The organism is Actinomadura sp. NEAU-AAG7 (genome assembly GCF_018603865.1).
In the GTDB taxonomy this organism is placed as follows: domain Bacteria; phylum Actinomycetota; class Actinomycetes; order Streptosporangiales; family Streptosporangiaceae; genus Spirillospora; species Spirillospora litoris.
Genome location: NZ_JAHFZY010000012.1, coordinates 105729 through 126879, shown reverse-complemented (window position 1 = coordinate 126879; position 21151 = coordinate 105729). Strand labels below are relative to the sequence as shown.

The window sequence follows — 21151 nt, the reverse complement described above, 5'->3', positions numbered from 1 at the left end:
CGCCCCGCGTCCGGGGCCGGACGGCGATTCGGGGCGGTATGCACGGGACCAATCCCCCTCCAGGGCGGGCACACTGTGTGCCCATGAGCCAACCGCCCGAGCAGCCACAAGGCTGGCATCCCCCTGACGAACCGCCGAAACAGGACGAGACGCCGCAGAGCGATGCCGCGCCGCAGGCCGAGCCCGCGCCCGCGCCCGCACCCGACGACCGCCCTCCGCCCTACCAGGGGCACTACGGCAGCGGCCAGGCGCAGCCGCTGCCCGCCTATCCGCAGCAGGCGCACCCCCAGCAGCCCTACGGCCAGCAGCCCTACCCGCAACAGCCCTACCCGCAGCAGCCCTATCCCCAGCAGCCGTACGGGCAGCAGCCCTACGGGCCTCCCGGGGGAGGCCCGATCGCCGGACGCGGCGCGCGGCTCGGCGCGGGGCTGCTGGACTGGCTCATCGTCGGCGTGGTGTCGGTCCCGTTCCTCCTCCCGGCGATCCGCTGGGACCGGTTCCAGGACGCGGCGGACTCCGGCGAGACCCTGGAGGCGGCCGACATGTACGACATCCCGCGCCTCCTCATCGGGTACGCGTGCATCCTCGTGCTGGGGTTCGCCTACTACACGGTCCAGCACGCCAAATGGGGGCAGACGGTCGGGAAGCGGGCGGCGGGCGTCCGGGTGGTCCGCGCGTCCGACCACGGCCCGGTGAGCTGGGGCCAGGCGGCGCTGCGGCAGGGGTTCGTGTACCTGCTGACCATCGGCTCGGCCGTCCTCAGCCTGCTCGGCCCGGTGGGGAACCTGCTGGGCATCCTCGGGCTGCTCGACAACGCCTGGATCCTCTGGGACCCGCAGCGGCAGGGCCTCCACGACAAGGTGGCCAAGACGGTGGTGGTGAAGGCGGCTCCGTGGGCGCCCAACCCGTACGCCAAGGCCCGCGTTCCGGGCGATCCCGGCAACCTTTGATCATCCACGGGTAAACATTGCGGCGCCCCGGGCGCGGCGAGGTTTGCTCGGCGGCGCCCGAGCCCACCTTGACGGCATGACGCAACCGCCGAACGACCCCGCGCCCGGGGATGAGCCGGACCACGGCCGCCAACCGCCGCAGGAACCCGACGACCAGCCCGAGCGTCCCGGCCCGTACGAAGGGCCTCCCCTCGGCGGCGAGCAGCCCGGCTACGGGCGGCCGCCCGGTGAGGAGCCCGGCTCCGGGGAGCAGCCGGACCACGGCCGGCAGCCCTACCCCGAGCAGCCCTACTCCGAGCAGCCGTACGGGCAGCGGCAACCCGGATACGGGGAGCAGCCCGGCTACGGCCAGCAGCCCGGGTACGGCCAGCAACCGGGCTACGGGCAACAGCAGCCGGGCTACGGCCAGCAACCCGGATACGGAGAGCAGCCGGGCTACGGAGAGCAGCCCGGGTACGGGCAGCAGCAGCCCTACGGCGGGCTGCCCGGGTACGGGGGCGGGGGCGAGGCGTACGTCGACCCCGCGGCGGGCCTGGCGAGCCGGTGGGCGCGGCTGGGGGCCGCCATCGTGGACGGGATCATCCTCGGCATCGTGACGACGCTGATCTCGCTGCCGTTCATCGACTGGGACCGCGTTTTCCACCCCGACGACGGCGACTCCTTCTACGGCGGCGGCCGGGCCGCGTCCAACGTGTTCGGGATCGTCCTCGGGTTCCTCTACTACTGGCTGATGCACGCCCAGTCGGGGCAGACGCTCGGCAAGAAGCTGCTGCGGATCCGCGTCGTCCGGGAGGAGGACGGGGGCGCGATCGGCAGCGGGCGGGCCGCCGGGCGCTCGGCGTTCTACGCCGTGCTCGGCGGGATCTGCGGCTGCATCGGGCTGATCAACGTCGCGTGGATCCTGTGGGACCCGCGCAAGCAGGCGCTGCACTGCAAGGTCGCGCACACGGTCGTCGTCAAGGTGGATCCGAGGGCGCCCGATCCCTACGTCCACCGCTGAAAGGCTTCACCACAAACACGTCCGAGTTGCCCAGCGTGCCCTCCGCCGGGCAGTCTGGTCGTTGTGCACAAGGCCGGAAACCCACCCATCCGCCGTCGCCACGCCTCACGAGCGGTGGGAGGGCTGGCCGCGCTCGCCGTCGCGGCGTCGCTGACCGCCTGCCTGCCGCCCTTCGGCGACGACGATCCGGAGGTCACCTCGACCGACGGCTCGGCGGTCGACGGCCCGGCCGGTCCCACCAGCGCGGGCGACGCCTACGTGCCCGGTGACGGCAACGGCGGCTACGACGTCCAGCACTACGGGCTGAAGCTGACGATCACGCCGGGCGGCGCGCGGGAGCTGGACGGCACCGCGACGATCACCGCGACCGCGACCGAGCGGCTCGCGCGCTTCAACCTCGACCTGACCGCGCTGGACGTCGCGTCGGTGACGGTGGACGGCGCGCTCGCGCGGCAGCAGCGCGGCGGCGGCGAGCTGGAGGTCACGCCCGCCAAGCCGCTGGCGAAGGGCGCGAGGTTCACGACGGTGGTCCGGTACTCGGGGACGCCGCGTCCGGTGACCGACCCGATCCTCGGCAAGTACGGCTGGGTGCGGACGCCCGACGGGGTGTTCGTGGCGTGCCAGCCGAGCGGCGCGCACACCTGGTTCCCGAGCAACGACCACCCGAGCGACAAGGCGACGTTCGACTTCGAGGTCACGGTGCCGCAGGGGCTGACGGCGATCGCCAACGGCGAGCCCGAGACCCCGGTGCCCGGTTCGCCCGGCGGCGGGGCGGAGGGGCCGGGCAACGGCGTCCCGCCCGACGTGCCGACCGGCGGCCCGCAGGACCCGACCGTCGTCCCGGCCGCCGCGCACCGCCTGACGACCACCACGAAATGGCACGTCAAGGACCCGATGGCGACCTATCTGGCATCGGTGAACGTCGGCCGGTTCGCGGTCCGGACGGGCCGCACGGCGGGCGGCGTCCCGGTGATCACGGCGGTGGACCCGTCGCTGACCACGGTGAACCTCGACACCTTCCACCGGCTGAACACGCAGGTCACCGACGAGTGGTCGAAGCTGTTCGGGCCCTACCCGTTCGGGTCCACCGGCGGGCTGATCGACAACGCGAGCGTCGGGTTCGCACTGGAGGCGCAGACCCGCCCGGTGTACGGCGCGTTCGGGCTGGAGCCGACGATCGTCGCGCACGAGCTGGCGCACCAGTGGTTCGGCGACAGCGTGAGCCTGAAGCGCTGGCAGGACATCTGGCTGAACGAGGGCTTCGCGACCTACGCCGAGTGGATGTGGGACGAGCGGTCCGGCGGCCAGACCGTGCAGGAGCACTTCGACGAGCTGTACGGGCAGCCGGGCAACGGCGAGCTGTGGGACGTGCCGACCGGCCGCCCCGGCCGCGGCCAGATGTTCGGGCGGGCCGTCTACGACCGCGGCGGGATGACGCTGCACATGCTGCGCAAGAAGGTCGGCGACGCCGCGTTCTTCAAGATCCTCCAGACGTGGACGAAGGAGAAGCGGAACACCAACGCGGTCACGCCGGAGTTCATCGCGACGGCGAACCGCGTGTCGGGGCAGAAGCTCGACGCGTTCTTCGACGCGTGGCTGTACCAGCGGGGCCGTCCCGCGAAGTGACCGCCCGGGTAAGCGTTCGGTCAAGTACGGCAGGGCGAGTGCCGGGAGGGCGCCGGGCCGGGTGATGCTCTGCGGGTGACCGGGCCTCCTGGACGGATGACGGCGGCGGCCGCCGCCCTGACCCTGCTCATGCCCTCGCCCGCCGTGCCCTCCCCGGGCTCCCCCGGCCTGGGCGACGCCTACTTCAAGTACGCGGGCAACGGCGGCTACGACGTCGACCACTACGACGTCGCGCTCACCTACGCGGGGCCGCGAACGGGCGCGGTCGAGGCGACCGTGTCCATCACCGCGAGGGCCGTGCAGGACCTCTCGGCGTTCGACCTCGACTTCCGGGGCCCGGAGATCGTCGACGTCACCGTGGACGGCCGGTCCGCCCGGCACGCACGCGCGGGCCAGGAGCTCACGGTCACGCCCGCCTCGCCCCTCCCCCGAGGGCGGACGTTCACGGCGGTCGTCCGGTACTCGGGGAGGCCCCGGCCGATCCAGAGCCAGGCGTACGGGACCTACGGGTGGGTCCCGTCCAAGGACGGCGCGGTGGTGGTGTCCGAGCCCGACGGCGCGCCGACGTGGCTGCCGGTGAACGACCACCCGCGCGACAAGGCCACCTACGCGTTCCGGGTGACCGTCCCGCAGGGCCTGCGGGTGCTCGCCAACGGGCGCCCCGGCGAGACCGTCACCGGCGCCGGGACGGCGACCTACACCTGGGCCGAGGAGTCGCCCATGGCGAGCTACCTGGCCATGGTCGCGATCGGGCGGTTCCGGGTGCGCGAGACGACGGCGTCGGGCGTCCCGGTCATCACGGCCGTCGACCCGAAGTACAAGGCGTCGGCCAAGGAGTTCGAGGAGCGCACCGTCAAGGCGCTGACCTGGGCGTCGGGCGTCTTCGGCCCGTACCCGTTCGCGACGGCGGGCGGCGTCGTCGACGACGCGCGGCTCGACTACGCGCTGGAGGCGCAGGAGCGGCCCGTCTACGGCGGTTTCGTGCCGGGCGAGGCGTTCGTCGTCCACGAGATCGCGCACCAGTGGTTCGGCGACAGCGTGAGCCTGGAGCGCTGGCAGGACATCTGGCTGAACGAGGGCTTCGCGACCTACGCGGAGTGGCTGTGGCGCGAGCGGTCCGGCAAGGACTCCGCCAGGAAGATCTTCAAGCGGTACTACGCGCAGCGCGCGGACTCCCCCATCTTCGCCCCGCCGCCGGGCGACCCGGGCGCGGCCGAGTTGTTCGGCTTCTCGGTCTACGTCCGGGGCGCGATGTGCCTCCAGGCCCTGCGCGAGCGGATCGGCGACCGGGCGTTCTTCCAGGTCCTGCGGACGTGGGCGGCGTCGCGGCGCGACTCGTCCGCGACCACGGAGGAGTTCGTCGCGCATGCCGAGCGGGTCTCGGGACGGCGGCTCGGGCCGCTGTTCGACGCCTGGCTGAAGGGCCGCGGGAAACCGAGGAAGTGGTGAGACTGGGACGAGCCAATCCGCGTATTCCGCTCCACACGGGCTGATTCGAGACCAAATCGCGCTTGAATCGCGGGAAGGTCACCCGAAATTCTGGTCGCGAGCGTGGGCCCGACGACGAGGGACGAGGTCAATGAGCACAACCCCCAGAGCACTCGCCGCGGTGGCGCTGAGCGTCGCCGCGGGCCTCCTGGTCTCGGCGGCGCCCGCGGGCGCCGCCTCCCGTTTCTCCCCCGGCGCCCCCGGCGCGGGCGACCCGTACTTCCCCGACATGGGCAACGGCGGGTACGACGTCTCGCACTACGACGTCGCGCTGCGGTACGACCCGGCGACCAAGGGCATCAACGCCGTCACGCGGATCACCGCGCGGGCGACGCAGAACCTCTCCCGTTTCGACCTGGACTTCCTCGGACCGCTGAAGATCTCGTCGCTGACCGTGGACGGCCGCCGCGCCGCCTTCCGCAGGACGGGCGCGCAGGAGCTGGTCATCACCCCCGGCCGCGGGCTGCGCGAGCACCACCGCTTCACGGTGACCGTGGCGTACTCGGGCGTCCCGCGGACCGTGGACGACCAGGCGCTCGGCACGTCCGGGTGGATCCCGACGGCCGACGGCGCCGTCATGCTGAACCAGCCGATCGGCGCCGCGTCGGTCTACCCGGTGAACGACCACCCCACCGACAAGGCGACCTACACCTTCAGGCTGACCGCGCCCAAGGACCTCGCCACGCTCGCCAACGGCGACCTGAAGGGCAGCCGCACCTGGAACGGCTGGACGACCACGCGCTGGGAGAACAGCCACCCCATGGCCAGCGAGCTGACCATGGTCGCGATCGGCCGGTACGACCTGCTGGCCGAGCGCACCGGCACCGGCGTCCCGAGCCTGGTCGCGACCGACCGGAGCCTCGGCGTGAAGCCCGCCCTCGTCAAGGAGTTCTCCCGGCAGACCGCCGAGGTGATCGAGTTCGAGTCGGCGCTGTACGGCCGCTACCCGTTCACCTCCACCGGCGGCATCGTGGCCAAGGCGGGCGTGGGCTACGCGCTGGAGACGCAGAGCCGCCCGGTGTACGACCTGACGCACCGTCCCGGCACGATCCCGTCCGGCACCCTCCTCGCGCACGAGTTGGGCCACCAGTGGTTCGGCGACGCCGTCTCGCCGAAGCGCTGGGCCGACATCTGGCTGAACGAGGGCTTCGCGACGTACTCCGAGTGGCTGTACTCGGAGAGGTTCTCCGGCAAGCCCGTCCAGCAGAGCTTCGACGAGAGCTACGCGGCGCCCGCGACGGCCGAGCTGTGGAAGGGCAAGGTCTCCGACCCGGGCCGCGACCAGATCTTCGACGCCCTCGTCTACGAGCGCGGCGCGATGGCGGTCCACGCCCTGCGCCGGACCATCGGCGACAAGGCGTTCTTCCGGCTCATCAAGGCGTGGCCCGCCGCCTACATGTACAGCAACGGGTCGACGGCGGACTTCGTCCGCTTCGCCGAGCGGATCGCCCACAGGGACCTGCGCGGCTGGGCGACCCCCTGGCTGTACTCCGAGGGCAAGCCCGCCGTCAGCTCGACGTGAGCGTGTAGCCCTTCTCGCGGAGGCGTCCGATGACGTCTTCGGAGTGGTCGGAGCCGCGCGTCTCCAGGTGCATGAGCACCTCCGCCTCCTCGACGGGGAGGCGCGCGGCGACCCGCTCGTGCATGACGTCCAGGACGTTGACGCCGAGTTCGGCGAGTTCGCCGAGCAGCGTGACCAGGGCGCCGGGGCGGTCCTTCAGGCGGCACCGGACGACGAGGTAGCGGCCGGTGCCCGCCAGGCCGTGCCGCAGCACCTTCGACAGCAGCAGCGGGTCGATGTTGCCGCCCGACAGCAGCACGACCACCGGCGTCCGGAACGCGTAGGAGTGCTCCAGCAGCGCCGCGACCCCGGCCGCGCCCGCGGGCTCGACGACCTGTTTGGCACGTTCGAGGCAGAGCAGCAGCGCCTGGGAGATCGACTCCTCGGTCACCGTGACGACCGCGTCGACCAGCTCGGTGAACAGGTCGAAGGTGAGGTCGCCGGGGCGTCCGACGGCGATGCCGTCCGCCATCGTGGTCTCGATGTCGACGCGGACGGGCCGGCCCGCCGCGAGCGAGGCAGGGAAGGCCGCGGCGCGCTTGGCCTGCGCGCCGACGACCTTGACGTCGTGGCCGCCGGTCTCCTTCGCGACGCCCTTGAGCGCGGTGGCGATGCCGGAGACCAGGCCGCCGCCGCCGACGGCGCCGACGACCGTCCGGACCTCGGGGCACTGGTCGAGGATCTCCAGCCCGATCGTGGCCTGGCCCGCGACGACGTCGGGGTGGTCGAACGGGTGGATGAGGACGGCGCCGCTCTCCTCGGCGTAGGTCTGGGCGGCGACGAGGCAGTCGTCCACGCTCGGGCCGGGGAAGACGACCTCGGCGCCGTACCCGCGGGTCGCGGCGATCTTGGGCAGCGGCGCGCCGACCGGCATGAACACCGTCGACTTGCAGCCGAGCATGGACGCCGCGAGCGCGACGCCCTGCGCGTGGTTGCCCGCGCTGGCCGCGACCACCCCCCGGGCCCGCTCGGCGTCGCTGAGCCGCGCGATCCGCACGTACGCGCCGCGGATCTTGAACGAGCCGGTGCGCTGGAGGTTCTCGCACTTGAGCAGGACGGGCCCGCCGATGGCCTCCGAGAGCACCCGGGAGCGGATCAAGGGGGTGGGGACGACCACGTCGCGGAGCAGCTCGCGCGCGGCCCGGACATCGTCGACGGTGACGAGGCTCATGCCACTGATCTTGCCACGCCCCCGGACCAGGTCGGCTGCGGTCAGTCGGCGTTCCAGTAGCGTTCGCCCGCGTGGATCAGCGCGGCGGCGCCGATGAGCCCGGCGGGCTGGCCCAGCGCGGCGGGAACGATCCGCACGCCGCGCGCGAAGTCCATGCGGGCGTGCGCGCGGAAAGCCTCCTCCAAAGGGTCGAACAGCAGCGCGCCCGCCTGGGAGAGGCCGCCGCCGACCGCCACCACCTCCAGGTCGCACAGGTGCGTCGCCGAGGCGATCGCGATGCCGAGGGCGCGCCCGGCGCGCCGCATGGCCGCGACGGCGATCGGGTGGCCGCGCCGGGCGTCGGCGGCCAGCTCGACGCCGGTGGCGTCCGGGCCGTCCCGGCGCCAGCCCTGCTCGCGCGCCCAGGCGGCGAGGCCGGGGCCGCGCGCGACGGCCTCCAGGCAGCCGCGCCCGCCGCACTCGCAGGGCGGGCCGTCCGGATCCACGATGACGTGCCCGATATGCCCGGCGTTGCCGCTGGCGCCGTCCACGAGCCGTCCGGCCAGGACGAGGCCGCCGCCGACGCCGGTCGAGACCACCATCCCGAGGACGTTGCCGCGCCCGCGCCCCGCGCCGCGCCAGTGCTCGGCGATCGCGACGCAGATCGCGTCGTTGTGCACGCGGACGGGCAGCCCCGGGTACCTCCCCCGGAACCGGGCCCGCAGCGGGAAGCCGCGCCAGGCCGGGATGTTCAGCGGCGACACCTCGGCGGCGGGCCAGGCCATCGGCCCGCCGCAGCCGACGCCGACACCGGCCAGCGGCGGCGAGCCGGCACCGGCGACCAGGCCGTCCAGCAGCGCCGCCAGCGTCCGCCAGAGCCCCTCGCCGTCGACGTCGCGCGGCGTGGCGGCGCGCTCGTAGGCGAGGACGCGCCCGCCGGGCCCGACGAGGGCGGCGGCGAGCTTGGTCCCGCCGATGTCGACCGCGAGCGCGGGCGCCCCGGCGGGCGCCCCGGGCTCGGTCACGCGGGCTCTCCCGGGCGTCCGAACGCCAGGATGGACGCGGTGAACCCGTGCACATGGTTGCGTCCCGACACCGGGCCGATCTCGCCCGCGGCGAAGAAGCCGCCGATGCCGGCGGGCCCGAACGCGCGGTCGAGCACCTTCGCGTCGTGGTCGGAGTCGGGGAACATCGCCTGCCCGCGCCCGTTGCACGAGAACAGCAGGGCGCCCTCGACCGGGCCGAGGTCGAAGCGTTCGAGCAGCGCGGCGAGGTCCTCCTCGGCGGCGCCCGCGTCGCGGACCTGGAACCGGACGGTGCGCCCGACCTCGACCACGTCGCCGATCGCGATCGCGCCGCTGCCGGTGTCGGCGCCGACCACCCCGCGCACGAGGAAGTCGCCGTGCTCGTGCTCGTCGGCGTACTCGTCCATGGCCACGCCGATCAGCAGCCCCTGCCCGGCGAGCTCCTGCTCCTCCTCCGGGAGCAGCGCGACGATCTGCTCCAGCTTCTCCAGCGCCGGGACGCCCGCCAGCTCGTACAGGACGTTCTCGTCCGCGCGCGTCACGACCATGTCGGGGCCGATCGGCCGGGCGCCCTGGCTCACGACGGTCGCGGCGGCGAGCGGGCCACCGAGCACGACGCCGACCGCGCCGTCCTCGTAGACGTCGCCGCCGACGAACAGCCGCGTGCTGCCCCGGGCCTCGCCGTCGGCGATCCCGCCGACGAGCGGCAGCCCCGGCAGGACGTCGTCGGAGCGCTCGACGAACGCGTCCACCGGGAAGCTGTAGGGGTCGGCGAGGAGCACGCCGACCACGTCGTCCTCCTGGCCCTCCGGCATGCCGACGACGATGAGCCGGTCGTCGGCCTTGAGCGTTTCCAGCCGGAACGGGTCCAGGCGGGCGCCGGGCAGCACCGCCGCCCACGCGCTGACCGCGCCGCTGTCCTCCACGCCGCGCCCGGCGCCGATCACCCCGGACGCGCTGCACCCGAGCACCAGCGCGGGCGCCGCCGCGCCGGCCGCGTGCCGGGCGGCCGCCTCCACCTCGTCGGGGTCGTCGCCCCGGACGAACACGCACACCAGGTCGGGCGCCGCGCTGAGCGGCGCGAGGGCCTGCTCGACCGCGGACCCGGCCGCGCTGGTCAGGTCGGGGCCGAGGGCCAGGCCGTCACCGAATCGCGCCATCGGCGCCGCCTCCCTCATTCCGTTCACCGGCTCGCTTCACCCTTGCAGTCTCCCCCGCGTCGCGCCGCGCACCCAACCCGTGCCCGGCCGCCCGCCGGCGCCGGGCGGCGACGCGTCGGACGAATACCGTTGTGAGGGTGCGATTCCGCGCACCGGCGACGTAATGTCGATCGCGTGCGTTCATCCACACCCCGCGAGACCACACTGGGCGGCCTTCGCACCAGCGGTCACGTCCAGCGTTCGGTGAAGGCCGAGATCCGGCACAACCTCCTCGCCCGGCTGAGATCGGGTGAGCCGCGGTTTCCCGGGATCGTCGGGTTCGACGACACCGTCCTCCCGCATCTGGAGCGCGCCCTCCTCGCCGGGCACGACCTCGTGCTGCTGGGCGAGCGCGGCCAGGGCAAGACGCGGCTGATCCGCACCCTGGGCGGGCTGCTGGACGAATGGACCCCGGTCGTCACCGGTTGCGAGATCAACGACCACCCCTACGAGCCGGTGTGCGTGCGCTGCCGCCGCCTCGCCGCCGAGCACGGCGACGACCTGCCCGTCTCCTGGAAGCACCGGGACGAGCGGTACGGGGAGAAGCTCGCGACGCCCGACACCAGCGTCGGCGACCTGATCGGCGACGTCGACCCGATCAAGGTGGCCGAGGGCCGCACGCTCGGCGACCCCGAGACCGTCCACTTCGGGCTCGTGCCGCGCACGAACCGGGGCATCTTCTCCATCAACGAGCTGCCCGACCTCGCCGAGCGCATCCAGGTCGCGCTGCTGAACGTGCTGGAGGAGCGCGACGTGCAGGTCCGCGGCTACGCGCTGCGGCTGCCGCTGGACGTGCTGCTCGTCGCCTCCGCCAACCCCGAGGACTACACCAACCGGGGCCGGATCATCACCCCGCTGAAGGACCGCTTCGGCGCCGAGATCCGCACCCACTACCCGCTCGCGCTCGACGCCGAGCTGGCGCTGATCCGCCAGGAGGCCGACTTCGCCGACCTCGCGGGCCTGCCCGCCGAGGTGCCCGGCCACCTCGTCGAGGTGATCGGCCGGTTCACCCGGCTCGTCCGGGAGTCCACGGCGGTGGACGGGCGCTCCGGCGTGTCCGCGCGGTTCGCGCTCGCGGGCGCCGAGACGGTGGCGGCGGGCGCGGTCCGGCGCGCGGCGCTGACCGGCGAGGAGCGCGCGGTCGCGCGGGTCTGCGATCTCGCGGCGATCGTCCCGTCGCTGATGGGCAAGGTGGAGTTCGAGGTCAGCGAGGAGGGCCGCGAGCAGGAGGTGCTGGAGCACCTGCTGCGCCGCGCGGTCGCCGAGACCTACCGGCGGACGCTCGGCGCCGCCGACCTGACCGGGCTGCTCGACAAGTTCGACTCGGGCGAGCGGGTGGAGTCGGGCGAGCTGATCTCGGCGGCCGAGCTGCTGCGCCGGATCGGGCAGGTCCCCGGGCTCGCCAAGATCATGGAGCGGCTGGGCATGAGCGGGGACTCCCCCGGGCAGGCCGCCGCCGCGCTGGAGTTCGCGCTGGAGGGCCTGTTCCTGACCCGGCGCCTCTCCAAGGACGTCTCCGACGGACGAGCCGACGGGACGGCCACGTATCGCACCTAGGGCCGCCAGGGGCAAGGAGAGCCGATGAGCCGTTACCGCTACGGCGCGTACGAGGACGGGCCCGACCCGCTGGCGCCGCCCTACGACGTCCGCGCCGCCCTGGACGCCATGGGCGACTCGGTGCTGGACGGCACCCGTCCGGGCGACGCGCTGCGGGAGCTGCTGCGCCGCGGGCTGCCCGACGCGCAGGGCCGGCGGGGGCTGGACGACCTGCTGCGGGAGGTCCGCGACCGGCGCCGCGCGCTGCGCGACCGGGGCCGCCTGGACGGCACGCTCGAACAGGCGCGCGCGCTGCTGGACACCGCGATCGGGCAGGAGCGGGCGGAGCTGTTCCCCGACCCTGGCGACGAGGCGCGGCTGCGCGAGGCGGAGCTGGACACGCTGCCGGCCGACACCTCGCAGGCGATCCGGCGGCTGTCGGACTACCAGTGGCGCTCCGACGCGGCCCGCGCGACGTTCGAGCAGCTCAGGGACCTGCTGCGGCGCGAGGTGCTGGACGCGCAGTTCCAGGGCATGAAGCAGGCCCTGGAGAGCCAGGACCCGGCCGCGATGCAGCGCGTCAAGGACATGATGGCCGCGCTGAACACCATGCTGGAACGTGACGCGCGCGGCGAGCACACCCAGGGCGATTTCGACCGGTTCATGGGCGAATACGGGGACATGTTCCCCGACGACCCGCAGAACCTGGAGGAGCTGGTCGACGCGCTGGCCCGCCGCGCCGCAGCGATGGACCGGCTGCTCGCCTCGCTCAGCCCCGAGCAGCGCGCCGAGCTGGCCGGGCTCATGGAGCAGGCCATGCGGGACGCGGGCCTCGCGATGGAGATGACGCGGCTCGGCGACGCGCTGCGGGCGCGGCGCCCCGACCTCGGCTGGGGCGAGCCCGAGCAGATGACCGGGCAGGACCCGCTCGGCATGGGCGACGCGACCACCGCGCTGGCCGAGCTGGCCGACCTCGCCGAGCTGGAGTCGGCGCTCGGGCAGGACTACCCCGGCGCGCGGCTGGACGACATCGACGAGGAGGCGGTCCGCCGGGCCCTCGGCCGCCAGGCGGTCGACGACCTCGACGCGCTGCGCCGCATCGAGAAGGAGCTGGAGCGGCAGGGCTACCTGCGGCGGCGCAAGGGCGAGCTGGAGCTGACGCCGAAGGCGGTGCGGCGGCTCGGCGAGACCGCGCTGCGCCGGGTCTTCTCCCGGCTCACCATGGGCCGCGCGGGCGACCACGACCAGCGCGACGCGGGCCAGGCGGGCGAGCTGACCGGCGCGAGCCGCGAGTGGCGGTTCGGCGACGAGCAGCCCTTGGACGTGGTCCGGACGGTCTCCAACGCGATCCGCCGCGGCGCCATGGACGGCGCGGCGGGCGGCCTCGCCACCGGGGCGGTCACCGGGGCGCCCCCCGCCGCCCCCGTCACCGCGAACGGGAACGGGAACGGGAGCGCGGGCGGGAACGGGCACGCGCCGGCGCGTCCGGCCGGGGTCAGGCTCGGCGTGGACGACTTCGAGGTGCACGAGACCGAGCGCCGCACCGGCGCGGCCGTCTGCCTGCTGGTCGACCTGTCGTACTCGATGGTGCTGCGCGGGACGTGGGCGGCGGCCAAGCAGACCACGCTGGCCCTGCACACGCTGGTGACCAGCAAGTTCCCGCAGGACGCGATCCAGATCATCGGGTTCTCCAACTACGCGCGGGTACTGCACCCGACGGAGATGGCGGGGCTCGACTGGGACATGGTCCAGGGCACCAACCTGCACCACGCCCTGATGATCGCGGGGCGGCACCTGGACCGCCACCCCGACTTCGAGCCGATCGTGCTGGTCGTCACCGACGGTGAGCCGACCGCGCACCTGCGCCCGGACGGGCGCTCGCTGTTCGACTACCCGCCGTCCGCCGACACGCTGGTCCTCACGCTCGCCGAGGTCGACAAGATGACCCGGCGCGGCGCCTGCATGAACTTCTTCATGCTCGCCGAGGACCGGCGGCTCGTGTCGTTCGTCGAGGAGGTCGCGCGCCGCAACGGCGGCCGGGTGTTCGCGCCCGACGCGGAGCGGCTCGGCGAGTACGTCGTCAGCGACTACCTGCGGGTGCGCCGCGGCCGGCGCTGAGGCGACCGATCAGCTGTCCCCCGGTACCCAAACGGGCGCCGCCGAGGCAGGCAAAGTCTGGCCAAACATCAGCCGCGCGCACCCCACCCCACGGGCCTCCGGAGGGCTAGTGTCGGCCTCATGTCGACTTCCGACCGCCTGCTGCTGTTCCTGCACATCGGTTTCGCGATCTTCGCGCTGGGGCCGCTGACCGCGGCGACGATGTCCACCCCGCGCTTCATCCGCGCCCGGAACGTGGTCGTGGTGCGGCTCCTGCACCGCGCCACCCAGATCTACGGCATCCTCACGCTGGGGATCTTCGTGTTCGGGATGGCGCTGGCCAAGGGCGACGCCAAGGAGGGGTGGCTGTCGGCGTCGATCACGCTGTACGTCGTGGCGCTGGTGCTGCTGCTGCTCGTGGAGCGCGACCAGCGCAAGGCGATCCACCTGCTGGAGGCGGCCGTGGCCGCCCCCGTCCCGGCGGGCGCCGGCGAGGTCGGCGCGACGGGCGCGGAGGGCGGCGCGGAGCGGCCGGCCGCCGCGAAGGGCGACGTCGCGCAGGTGCAGCGCGGCCGGATCGGCGCGATGGGCGGCGTGGTGGCGCTGATCTGGCTGGTGATCCTCGTCCTGATGGTGTGGAACGGCTGAGCGCCTTCCGGTGCGCCCTCCCGGGCGCCTTCCGGCGCGCCCTCCCGGGGCGGGCCCGTCAGCCGGAGTGCTTGCGGAGCCAGGCCAGGATCTGCGGATAGGTGTGCTCCTCCTCCAGCAGCCCGGAGGCGTGCATCTCGCCCGGGACGACCTTCACCTGCGCCTCGACGCCCACGGCGCGCAGCGCGGTCGCCAGGCTCGTGCTGTGCGTGGCCGGGACGAAGTCGCCGGTGGAGTGCATGAGCAGCATCGGGGCGTCGCCGGGTGAGACGTGCCCGGCGGAGCTGGCGTCGTCGACCCGCTTCCAGCAGGCGGCGTTCGCGGTCTCCCCCGGGGTGCAGCGGACGAGGTCGATCACGGCGCGGCGCAGCGTCCGCTCGGCGGAGGGGGCGCCCGGCTTGGCGCCGTCGGTGAAGGCCAGGAACGGGTTGTTCGGCGGCGACAGCGCGACCACGCCCCGCACCTGCCGCGTGCCGGTCCCGAGCGTGCCGAGCTGGGTCCCGAGCATGCCGCCCGAGGACGAGCCGATCACGATGATCCGGTTCGGGTCGAGGTTCCAGACCTTCGCGTGCTTCTTCATGAAGGCCAGCGCGGACAGGGCGTCGTCGCGCTGTGCGGGCCACACCGCCTTCGGCGCGAGCCGGTAGTTCGGCGCGAGCACGACGTAGCCGTCGGCGGTCAGCCGCCGCGCGAAGTACTTCCAGCTCCGCTTGTCGCCGCCGAGCCAGTAGCCGCCGTGGATCATCAGCACGGCCGGGCGCGGCGCGGCCTTCGGCGCGGGCCGCCAGTACGCGTCGATCCGCTGCCGGGACGCCTTGCCGTAGGCGTAGGTCTTGGACTTGGGCAGCGCGGGCGTGACCATGACGGCCTGGCCGGAGACCACGCCGTCGGTGGCCCCGGCGCCGCCGGAGGTCCCGCCCTGGGGCGGCGCCTCGGGGGACTCGGGGACCGCGGACTCGCCGGGCGTGCTGGGCGCGCCGGTCTCGGGGTCGCCGGAGGGGGCGCCCGTCCCGGTCTCCTCGGTCGGCACGATGGTGGGGGCCGAGGGCGGGGCAGGGTCGCGGAGCGGCACGGCGGCTCCGGCGCCCGTCGGAACGGCCAGCGCGGACAGACACGTCGCGGCGAACGCCGCCCCACAGACCAGTACTTTGCGCACCCCGGGCCCTTTCGTGATGGAACCTGGCGCGGACATCATAGATGTTTGATCACCCCGATGGCGGGAATGACGCCGGGTTCGCCCCGGCGGGTCCCGCTCGGGCGGCCGGCCCCGGGGCACCGGCCGCCCTCGCGTTCGCTCAGCTCAGGGAGCGTTCCAGCACTAGCCCAGGGCCTGCCGGAGGTCGCGCAGAAGATCGTCGGCGTCCTCGATCCCGACCGACAGCCGGACGAGGTCGCCCGGCACCTCCAGCGGCGACCCGGCCGCCGACGCGTGCGTCATCCGCCCCGGATGCTCGATCAGCGACTCGACGCCGCCGAGGGACTCGCCGAGCGTGAACAGCTTCGTCCGCTCGCAGACCTGGACGGCCGCCTCCTCCGACTCCATCCGGAACGACACCATGCCCCCGAAGGCCCGCATCTGCTTGGCGGCGACGTCGTGGCCCGGGTGGCCTGGCAGCCCCGGATACAGCACCTCCCGGACGGCGGAGTGCCCGGTGAGCATCTCCACCATCCGCTCGGCGTTGGCGCAGTGCCGGTCCATCCGGACGCCGAGGGTCTTGATCCCCCGCAGCGTCAGCCAGGCGTCGAACGGGCCCGCCACGGCGCCCATCGCGTTCTGGTGGAAGGCCAACCGCTCGCCGAGCGCCTCGTCCGAGACGATCAGCGCGCCGCCGATGACGTCGGAGTGCCCGCCGATGTACTTGGTGGTGGAGTGGACGACCACGTCCGCGCCGAACTCCAGCGGCCGCTGGAGGTAGGGCGAGGCGAAGGTGTTGTCGACCACCAGCAGCGCGCCCGCGTCGTGCGCGACCTGCGCCAGCGCCCGGATGTCGGCGATGCCGAGCAGCGGGTTCGTCGGTGTCTCCACCCAGATGATCTTCGTTTCGGGGCGGACCGCCGCCCGGACGGCCGCCACGTCGCGCAGCGGCACCGGGTCGAACTCCACCCCCCAGGGCGCCGCGACCTTGGCGAACAGCCGGTAGGTCCCGCCGTAGGCGTCGTCTGGGATGACCACATGGTCACCCGGCTTGCACACCGCGCGGAGCAGCGCGTCCTCGGCCGCGAGCCCCGAGGCGAACGCCAGCCCCCGCGTCCCGGACTCGATCTCGGCGAGACACTCCTCCAGGGCGGTGCGGGTGGGGTTGGCCGAGCGGGAGTACTCGTAGCCGCCCCGCAGACCGCCTATGCCGTCCTGCTTGTATGTTGAGACCTGGTAGATCGGTGGCACGACCGCCCCCGTGGTGGGGTCGGGTTCCTGCCCCGCGTGGATGGCCAGGGTCTCGAACCCCCGGTGCTCCTCGTTGTCCATGGGAACGAGGCTATCCACCCGCCGCCCCTCCTGGAGGAGGAGGAACTCCCCCGCAGGTATCACCCCCTAATTCGGCTCGGGGGTTGACCACAAAGCCCCGTCCGGTCTCTACCGTTTTACACGTATCCCAACGAACCCTTGATTGAAGGAAGACCCATGTTCGCTCGGCTCGCGCGCTTCGTCGTGAGACACCCTGTGTGGACGATCGTGACCTGGCTCGTCGTAGCCGCGGTCGTCATCGTGTTCTCCCCCAAGCTGACCACCGAGTCCGACCAGGGCGACTTCCTGCCCTCGAAGTACGAGTCGGTCCAGGCGATCAAGATCGCCGAGAAGGCGTTCCCCCAGCAGGAGGACACCTCCTCCCTGATCGTCGTGAAGCGGTCGGACGGCAAGCCGCTGACCGCGTCCGACACCGCCAAGGTCGACCAGGCGGCCAAGTCGCTCAACGCGAAGAAGCCGCCGACCGTCCAGAACTTCGCCACCGGGCCGGAGGCCGTCGCCCCCAACAAGGCCGTCCAGGTGGTCATGGTGCCGATGAAGGGCACCTCCCAGGACGACCAAGAGAAGCAGGGTGACGCGGTCAAGCAGATCCGCAAGGACCTGCCGACCCTGCTGAACGGCAGCGGGCTCGACTACAAGGTCGGCGGCGACGTCGCCGGGTTCGTCGACAACGAGGACTCCTTCAACAAGTCCTTCGAGATCGTCGGCATCGCGACCTTCGTCCTGATCATCGGACTGATCCTGCTGATCTTCCGGGCCCCGATCGCGGCGATCCTGCCGATCATCGTGATCATGGTGACGATGCAGGTCTCGATGGGCCTGATCGGCCTCGCGTCGCACCTGTTCAACTTCTCCGGTGACCAGAGCCTCAACACGATCATCCTGATCGTCCTGTTCGGCATCGGCGCGGACTACTACCTGTTCCTGATGTTCCGCTTCCGCGAACGGCTACGGGCCGGGGACGACAAGAAGACCGCGATGATCACCGCGGTGGAGCGCGTCGGCGAGGTCATCTCCTCGGCCGCCGCCGCGATCGCCGTGACGTTCCTGGTCCTGCTGCTCGCGACCTTCGGCGTGTTCAGCGCCTGGGGCCCGGCCCTCGCCATCGCGGTCGTCGTGATGGGCATCACCTCGCTGACCCTGTTCCCGGCGATCGTGTCGCTGCTCGGCACCGCGGTCTTCTGGCCGTCCAAGGCGTGGAAGAAGGAGCCGAAGGGCACCGTCTCGGCCGCCATCGGACGCGGCGTCGGCCGCCGTCCCGCCATCGCCGCGCTGCTCGCCGGCCTGGTGATGGCCGGCCTCGCCGCCGGAGCCCTCGGCTTCAAGGCCGACTACGACTTCGCCGCGGGCTTCCCGCAGGACACCGAGTCGGCCCAGGCCACCAAGGACATGGAGAAGGGCTTCCCGCCCGGCCTCACCACCCCCGTCCAGGTCTTCCTCAAGGCCGACAGCGGCAAGGTCACCAAGCAGCAGATCGCGTCCTTCAGCCAGACCGCCAAGAGCGCGCCCGGCGTCGGACAGGTCCAGCAACCGGTGATGGGCAGTGACGGCTCCGTCGCCCGCGTCGACCTCGTCCTGAAGACCAACCCGGTCTCCAACAAGTCGATCAGCCTGGTCAAGAACGACCTGGCCCCGGCGGTGCACAAGGCGGCGCCGGAGGGCACCCGCGCCTACGTCGGCGGGCAGACGGCGATCTTCGCCGACATCAACACGGTCAACAACCGCGACCTGTCGGTCATCCTGCCGGTGGCGGCGGTGCTGATCGCGCTGATCCTGGCGCTGCTGCTGCGGTCGGTGGTCGCACCGCTCTACCTGGTCGTGTCGGTGCTGCTGGGCTTCGCCGCCACGCTCGGCTCCGCGGTGTACGTCTTCCAGGGGGTGCAGGGCGAGGCCGGCGTCACCTTCCAGCTGCCGATCGTCCTCTACCTGTTCGTCCTGGCCATCGGAACCGACTACAACATCCTGATGACCGCACGGCTCCGCGAGGAGGCGAAGGAGGGCCACGAGCCGCGCCAGGCCGCCGCCCTCGCCGTGCAGCACGGCGGCCCGACGGTCGCCGCGGCCGGCCTGATCCTCGCGGGAACGTTCTCGGTCATGATGCTGGCCCCGGTCTCGATGCTCAAGCAGATGGGCTTCTCGGTCGCGATCGGCATCGCCCTGTCGGCCTTCGTGATGTCCACCTTCCTCGTCCCGGGCATCACCGCCCTGCTGGGCCACCGGGCCTGGTGGCCGGGCCACGGCGACGAGCCGAAGAAGGGCAGCCAGGGCCCGGACCCGGCGCAGCAGTACTACGCGCCCTCCGGCTACCACCAGTAGGGAACGGCCCACAGACGTCGGGTTGTGGGGCCCCGGCCAGAAATGCCGCCCACGGACCGGGGCCCCGCAACCCGACACCCACCGAAAAAGGAAACCCCCGGCAGCCGCCGGGGGTTTCCCATTTTCAGCAAGGGCGGTGTGCCGGGCGGGCTTTCGGCCCGCCCGGCACGCCGGGTCAGCCGATCGCTATCGCGTTCATGTACCAGCTGGTGTGCGGGAGCCATTGCTCGCCCCAGCGCCAGTCGTCGTCCTTGCCCGTCGTGGCGTAGCCGGCGTCCCAGAGGATGCCGCTGCCGTTCTCGTTCTTTCCGGTGATGCCGTTGACGATGCCGCCGGCGGTCTGCAGGAACTGCCACGACCCGAGCCACAGGTACTGCGGGTTGTTGCGTCCCGAGCCGTCGAGCATGCAGACGTCATAGGGGTTGGTGCCGAGGATCCAGTTGAGCTGGTCGGCGGCGTAGGCGCGCAGTTTGTCGGCGAACGCGCGGTCGCTCGCGAAGTGCCGCGCGGCCAGGCGGGCGGCGGCGGCGAGGGACGCGATGCGCGCGTTCTCGCCCTGCCACCACTGGTCCTTGGTGCGCGGTGTCACATTGTGCGGGAAGAAGAACTGGCTGGCGCGGACCTGGTTCGCGTCCTGGACGAGCTGGCGCGCATATCCGAACGGGTTGCGGACCTCCTGGGTCACCGCCAGTTCGAAGCGCATCGAGCGGCGGACCGCGTCCAGGGCCTTCTGCTTCGCGGCGCCGTCGGCGATCTCGGCGTAGGTCAGCAGCGCGACGACCGGGAGGCCGGCGTCGGACGGGTGGAAGTACGGGCGGTCCTTGTCGTCGGCGCGCCAGTAGTCGCGGTAGCCGCGCCAGGTGACCAGGCGCGCCGCGAGGTTGGCGGCGCGCTTGTCGGCGGTCTCCTTGTAGGAGCCGTCCTTGGTGGCGCGGTAAAGTTCGACGGCGGCGAGCAGGGCGTTGTAGTCGTCCTGGATATTCTCTTTGCCGTCGTTGGTCAGGCGGACGTTGTTGGCCTCCAGATAGGTGAAGGCGTCCTTGGCCGCCGCCAGATACTCGGCGCTTTCGTAGTCACCGGAGACATCGTGGGTGCTCGCGATGGCCAGCGCGGCGATCGCCATGCCGCCGCCCTCGCGGTAGTTCACCTGGGCGGTGCCGAGCGTGCGCTTCACCGGGTCCTTCGGCGGGCCGGGTTGGCCGACGGAACTGTAGAAGGACTCGCCCTGGACGTGGACGCGGCGGATATAGTCCGCGCCGAAGAGGCCCTCGTCCTGCATCCAGGTGCGAAGCTGGGTGAAGTTCTCGTCCTTGCGCGCGGTCAGCTCGCGGTACGAGACCAGATGCGACCAGGCGGTCAGCGGAATCTGGAGTGTGTTGAAATAGGACAGCGCCGACAATTGCGTGAAGTGTTTGCCGAAATCGCCGGTCGCGTCGTACCATCCGCCGTGCGCGTCGAAGGTCTTCCCGGTGTTCCCGAGTGGCAGATGGTGGTCGAACTTGTCGAACTGGCCGGAGCACCGCCAGCCCTTGAAGTGGCGGACGACGTGCGAGAGCGTGTAGCGCTCAAGGACCGTCGCCTCGATCTTGAACTGCGCGGACCGGGCGGAGCCGACCGCGATGTAGTAGTCGCCGGGCCGCTTCACCTGCGAGAAGTCGGCGGTCCAGTAGCGGCGGCCGTCCCAGTCGGCGACCGTTCCCGCGTCGCTCAGCCGTCCGCCGTGGACGCTCTGCCCGGTCTTGGCGTCGACGAGGCTGTAGCGCCCCGGCGAGTGGCGCGCCGTGACCACGACGCGCTTGGGGGCGCCGGGGTCGTACCCCACGTTGTTGACGAAGACCCGTGTCGCGGCGTCGCCGTGCCCGTGGTCCGGCGCCGCCGCGGCCTCGGCCGGGGACCCGGCCACCGAGACCGCGGTGTACCCGGCCCCGACGGTGGCCGCGCCGATCAGAAAGCGCCTGCGGTCCTGCCCTGCGTTCATGCTCCCACCCACCTTGTGCCGTTGGAGCCCCCGAGATGTCTCACCTTCCGGCGTAATTCGGTTAAGAACGTTGCAATATTGTGGGATCTTGCGGCCCAGGTCAAGAGGGG

Annotated in this window: 15 protein-coding genes; 9 read left to right on the top strand and 6 right to left on the bottom strand. The window is 72.6% G+C overall.

The window, feature by feature from the left end:
- Positions 1 to 83: 83 nt before the first annotated feature.
- The 5 genes from KLI87_RS38075 to KLI87_RS38055 all read left to right on the top strand — a co-directional run bounded on the left by KLI87_RS38075 (position 84) and on the right by KLI87_RS38055 (position 6586).
- On the top strand, positions 84 to 950 hold the full coding sequence (locus KLI87_RS38075) for an RDD family protein (protein WP_214620877.1): 867 nt from the start codon (positions 84 to 86) through the stop codon (positions 948 to 950).
- Between the two features lie 76 nt (positions 951 to 1026).
- Positions 1027 to 1950 carry an RDD family protein gene (locus KLI87_RS38070; protein ID WP_214620876.1) on the top strand — a complete coding sequence of 308 codons (924 nt, stop codon included), beginning with the start codon at positions 1027 to 1029 and terminating at the stop codon, positions 1948 to 1950.
- Between the two features lie 114 nt (positions 1951 to 2064).
- Positions 2065 to 3576, top strand: coding sequence for a M1 family metallopeptidase (locus tag KLI87_RS38065; protein ID WP_308166532.1), 1512 nt, complete (start codon positions 2065 to 2067; stop codon positions 3574 to 3576).
- A 75-nt stretch (positions 3577 to 3651) separates the two neighbouring features.
- Positions 3652 to 5025 (top strand): M1 family metallopeptidase, encoded by a 1374-nt coding sequence (locus KLI87_RS38060; protein WP_308166531.1) that lies wholly within the window; start codon positions 3652 to 3654, stop codon positions 5023 to 5025.
- Between the two features lie 130 nt (positions 5026 to 5155).
- Positions 5156 to 6586, top strand: coding sequence for a M1 family metallopeptidase (locus KLI87_RS38055; RefSeq protein ID WP_214620875.1), 1431 nt, complete (start codon positions 5156 to 5158; stop codon positions 6584 to 6586).
- Here the strand turns inward: KLI87_RS38055 and ilvA are convergent.
- Genes ilvA through KLI87_RS38040 form a run of 3 tightly spaced genes read right to left on the bottom strand, consistent with a single transcriptional unit; the run spans position 6573 to position 9960 of the window.
- Positions 6573 to 7796: a threonine ammonia-lyase gene (ilvA, locus tag KLI87_RS38050; protein WP_214620874.1), complete on the bottom strand. Its 1224-nt coding sequence runs from the start codon at positions 7794 to 7796 to the stop codon at positions 6573 to 6575. The two genes, KLI87_RS38055 and ilvA, sit on opposite strands and share 14 nt — an antisense overlap.
- A gap of 41 nt (positions 7797 to 7837) precedes the next feature.
- Positions 7838 to 8800 carry an ROK family protein gene (locus KLI87_RS38045; protein WP_214620873.1) on the bottom strand — a complete coding sequence of 321 codons (963 nt, stop codon included), beginning with the start codon at positions 8798 to 8800 and terminating at the stop codon, positions 7838 to 7840.
- Complete coding sequence (locus tag KLI87_RS38040; protein WP_156219055.1) at positions 8797 to 9960, bottom strand: FIST N-terminal domain-containing protein; 1164 nt, start codon at positions 9958 to 9960, stop codon at positions 8797 to 8799. The genes KLI87_RS38045 and KLI87_RS38040 overlap by 4 nt, the downstream gene beginning before the upstream one ends.
- Positions 9961 to 10134: 174 nt before the next feature.
- Here KLI87_RS38040 and KLI87_RS38035 point away from each other — a divergent pair, with 174 nt between their 5' ends.
- The 3 genes from KLI87_RS38035 to KLI87_RS38025 all read left to right on the top strand — a co-directional run bounded on the left by KLI87_RS38035 (position 10135) and on the right by KLI87_RS38025 (position 14280).
- A complete protein-coding gene (locus tag KLI87_RS38035; protein ID WP_214620872.1) occupies positions 10135 to 11556 on the top strand; it encodes a sigma 54-interacting transcriptional regulator in 1422 nt (473 codons plus the stop codon).
- Positions 11557 to 11580: 24 nt separating this feature from the next.
- A complete protein-coding gene (locus KLI87_RS38030; protein ID WP_214620871.1) occupies positions 11581 to 13653 on the top strand; it encodes a hypothetical protein in 2073 nt (690 codons plus the stop codon).
- Positions 13654 to 13773: 120 nt separating this feature from the next.
- Complete coding sequence (locus KLI87_RS38025) at positions 13774 to 14280, top strand: hypothetical protein (RefSeq protein WP_214620870.1); 507 nt, start codon at positions 13774 to 13776, stop codon at positions 14278 to 14280.
- A 58-nt stretch (positions 14281 to 14338) separates the two neighbouring features.
- On the opposite strand, the gene KLI87_RS38020 is transcribed toward KLI87_RS38025, so the two are convergent.
- Together KLI87_RS38020 and KLI87_RS38015 are read right to left on the bottom strand one after the other, a co-directional pair.
- Entirely contained in the window at positions 14339 to 15436 is a 1098-nt protein-coding gene (locus KLI87_RS38020) for an alpha/beta fold hydrolase (RefSeq protein WP_308166529.1), read from the bottom strand.
- Between the two features lie 162 nt (positions 15437 to 15598).
- Positions 15599 to 16747 carry a cystathionine gamma-synthase gene (locus KLI87_RS38015; protein WP_214620869.1) on the bottom strand — a complete coding sequence of 383 codons (1149 nt, stop codon included), beginning with the start codon at positions 16745 to 16747 and terminating at the stop codon, positions 15599 to 15601.
- A gap of 183 nt (positions 16748 to 16930) precedes the next feature.
- Between KLI87_RS38015 and KLI87_RS38010 the strand changes: the two genes are divergently transcribed.
- Positions 16931 to 19063 (top strand): MMPL family transporter, encoded by a 2133-nt coding sequence (locus tag KLI87_RS38010; RefSeq protein WP_308166528.1) that lies wholly within the window; start codon positions 16931 to 16933, stop codon positions 19061 to 19063.
- A gap of 175 nt (positions 19064 to 19238) precedes the next feature.
- On the opposite strand, the gene KLI87_RS38005 is transcribed toward KLI87_RS38010, so the two are convergent.
- Positions 19239 to 21041, bottom strand: coding sequence for a glycoside hydrolase family 9 protein (locus KLI87_RS38005; RefSeq protein WP_214620868.1), 1803 nt, complete (start codon positions 21039 to 21041; stop codon positions 19239 to 19241).
- Positions 21042 to 21151: the final 110 nt, after the last annotated feature.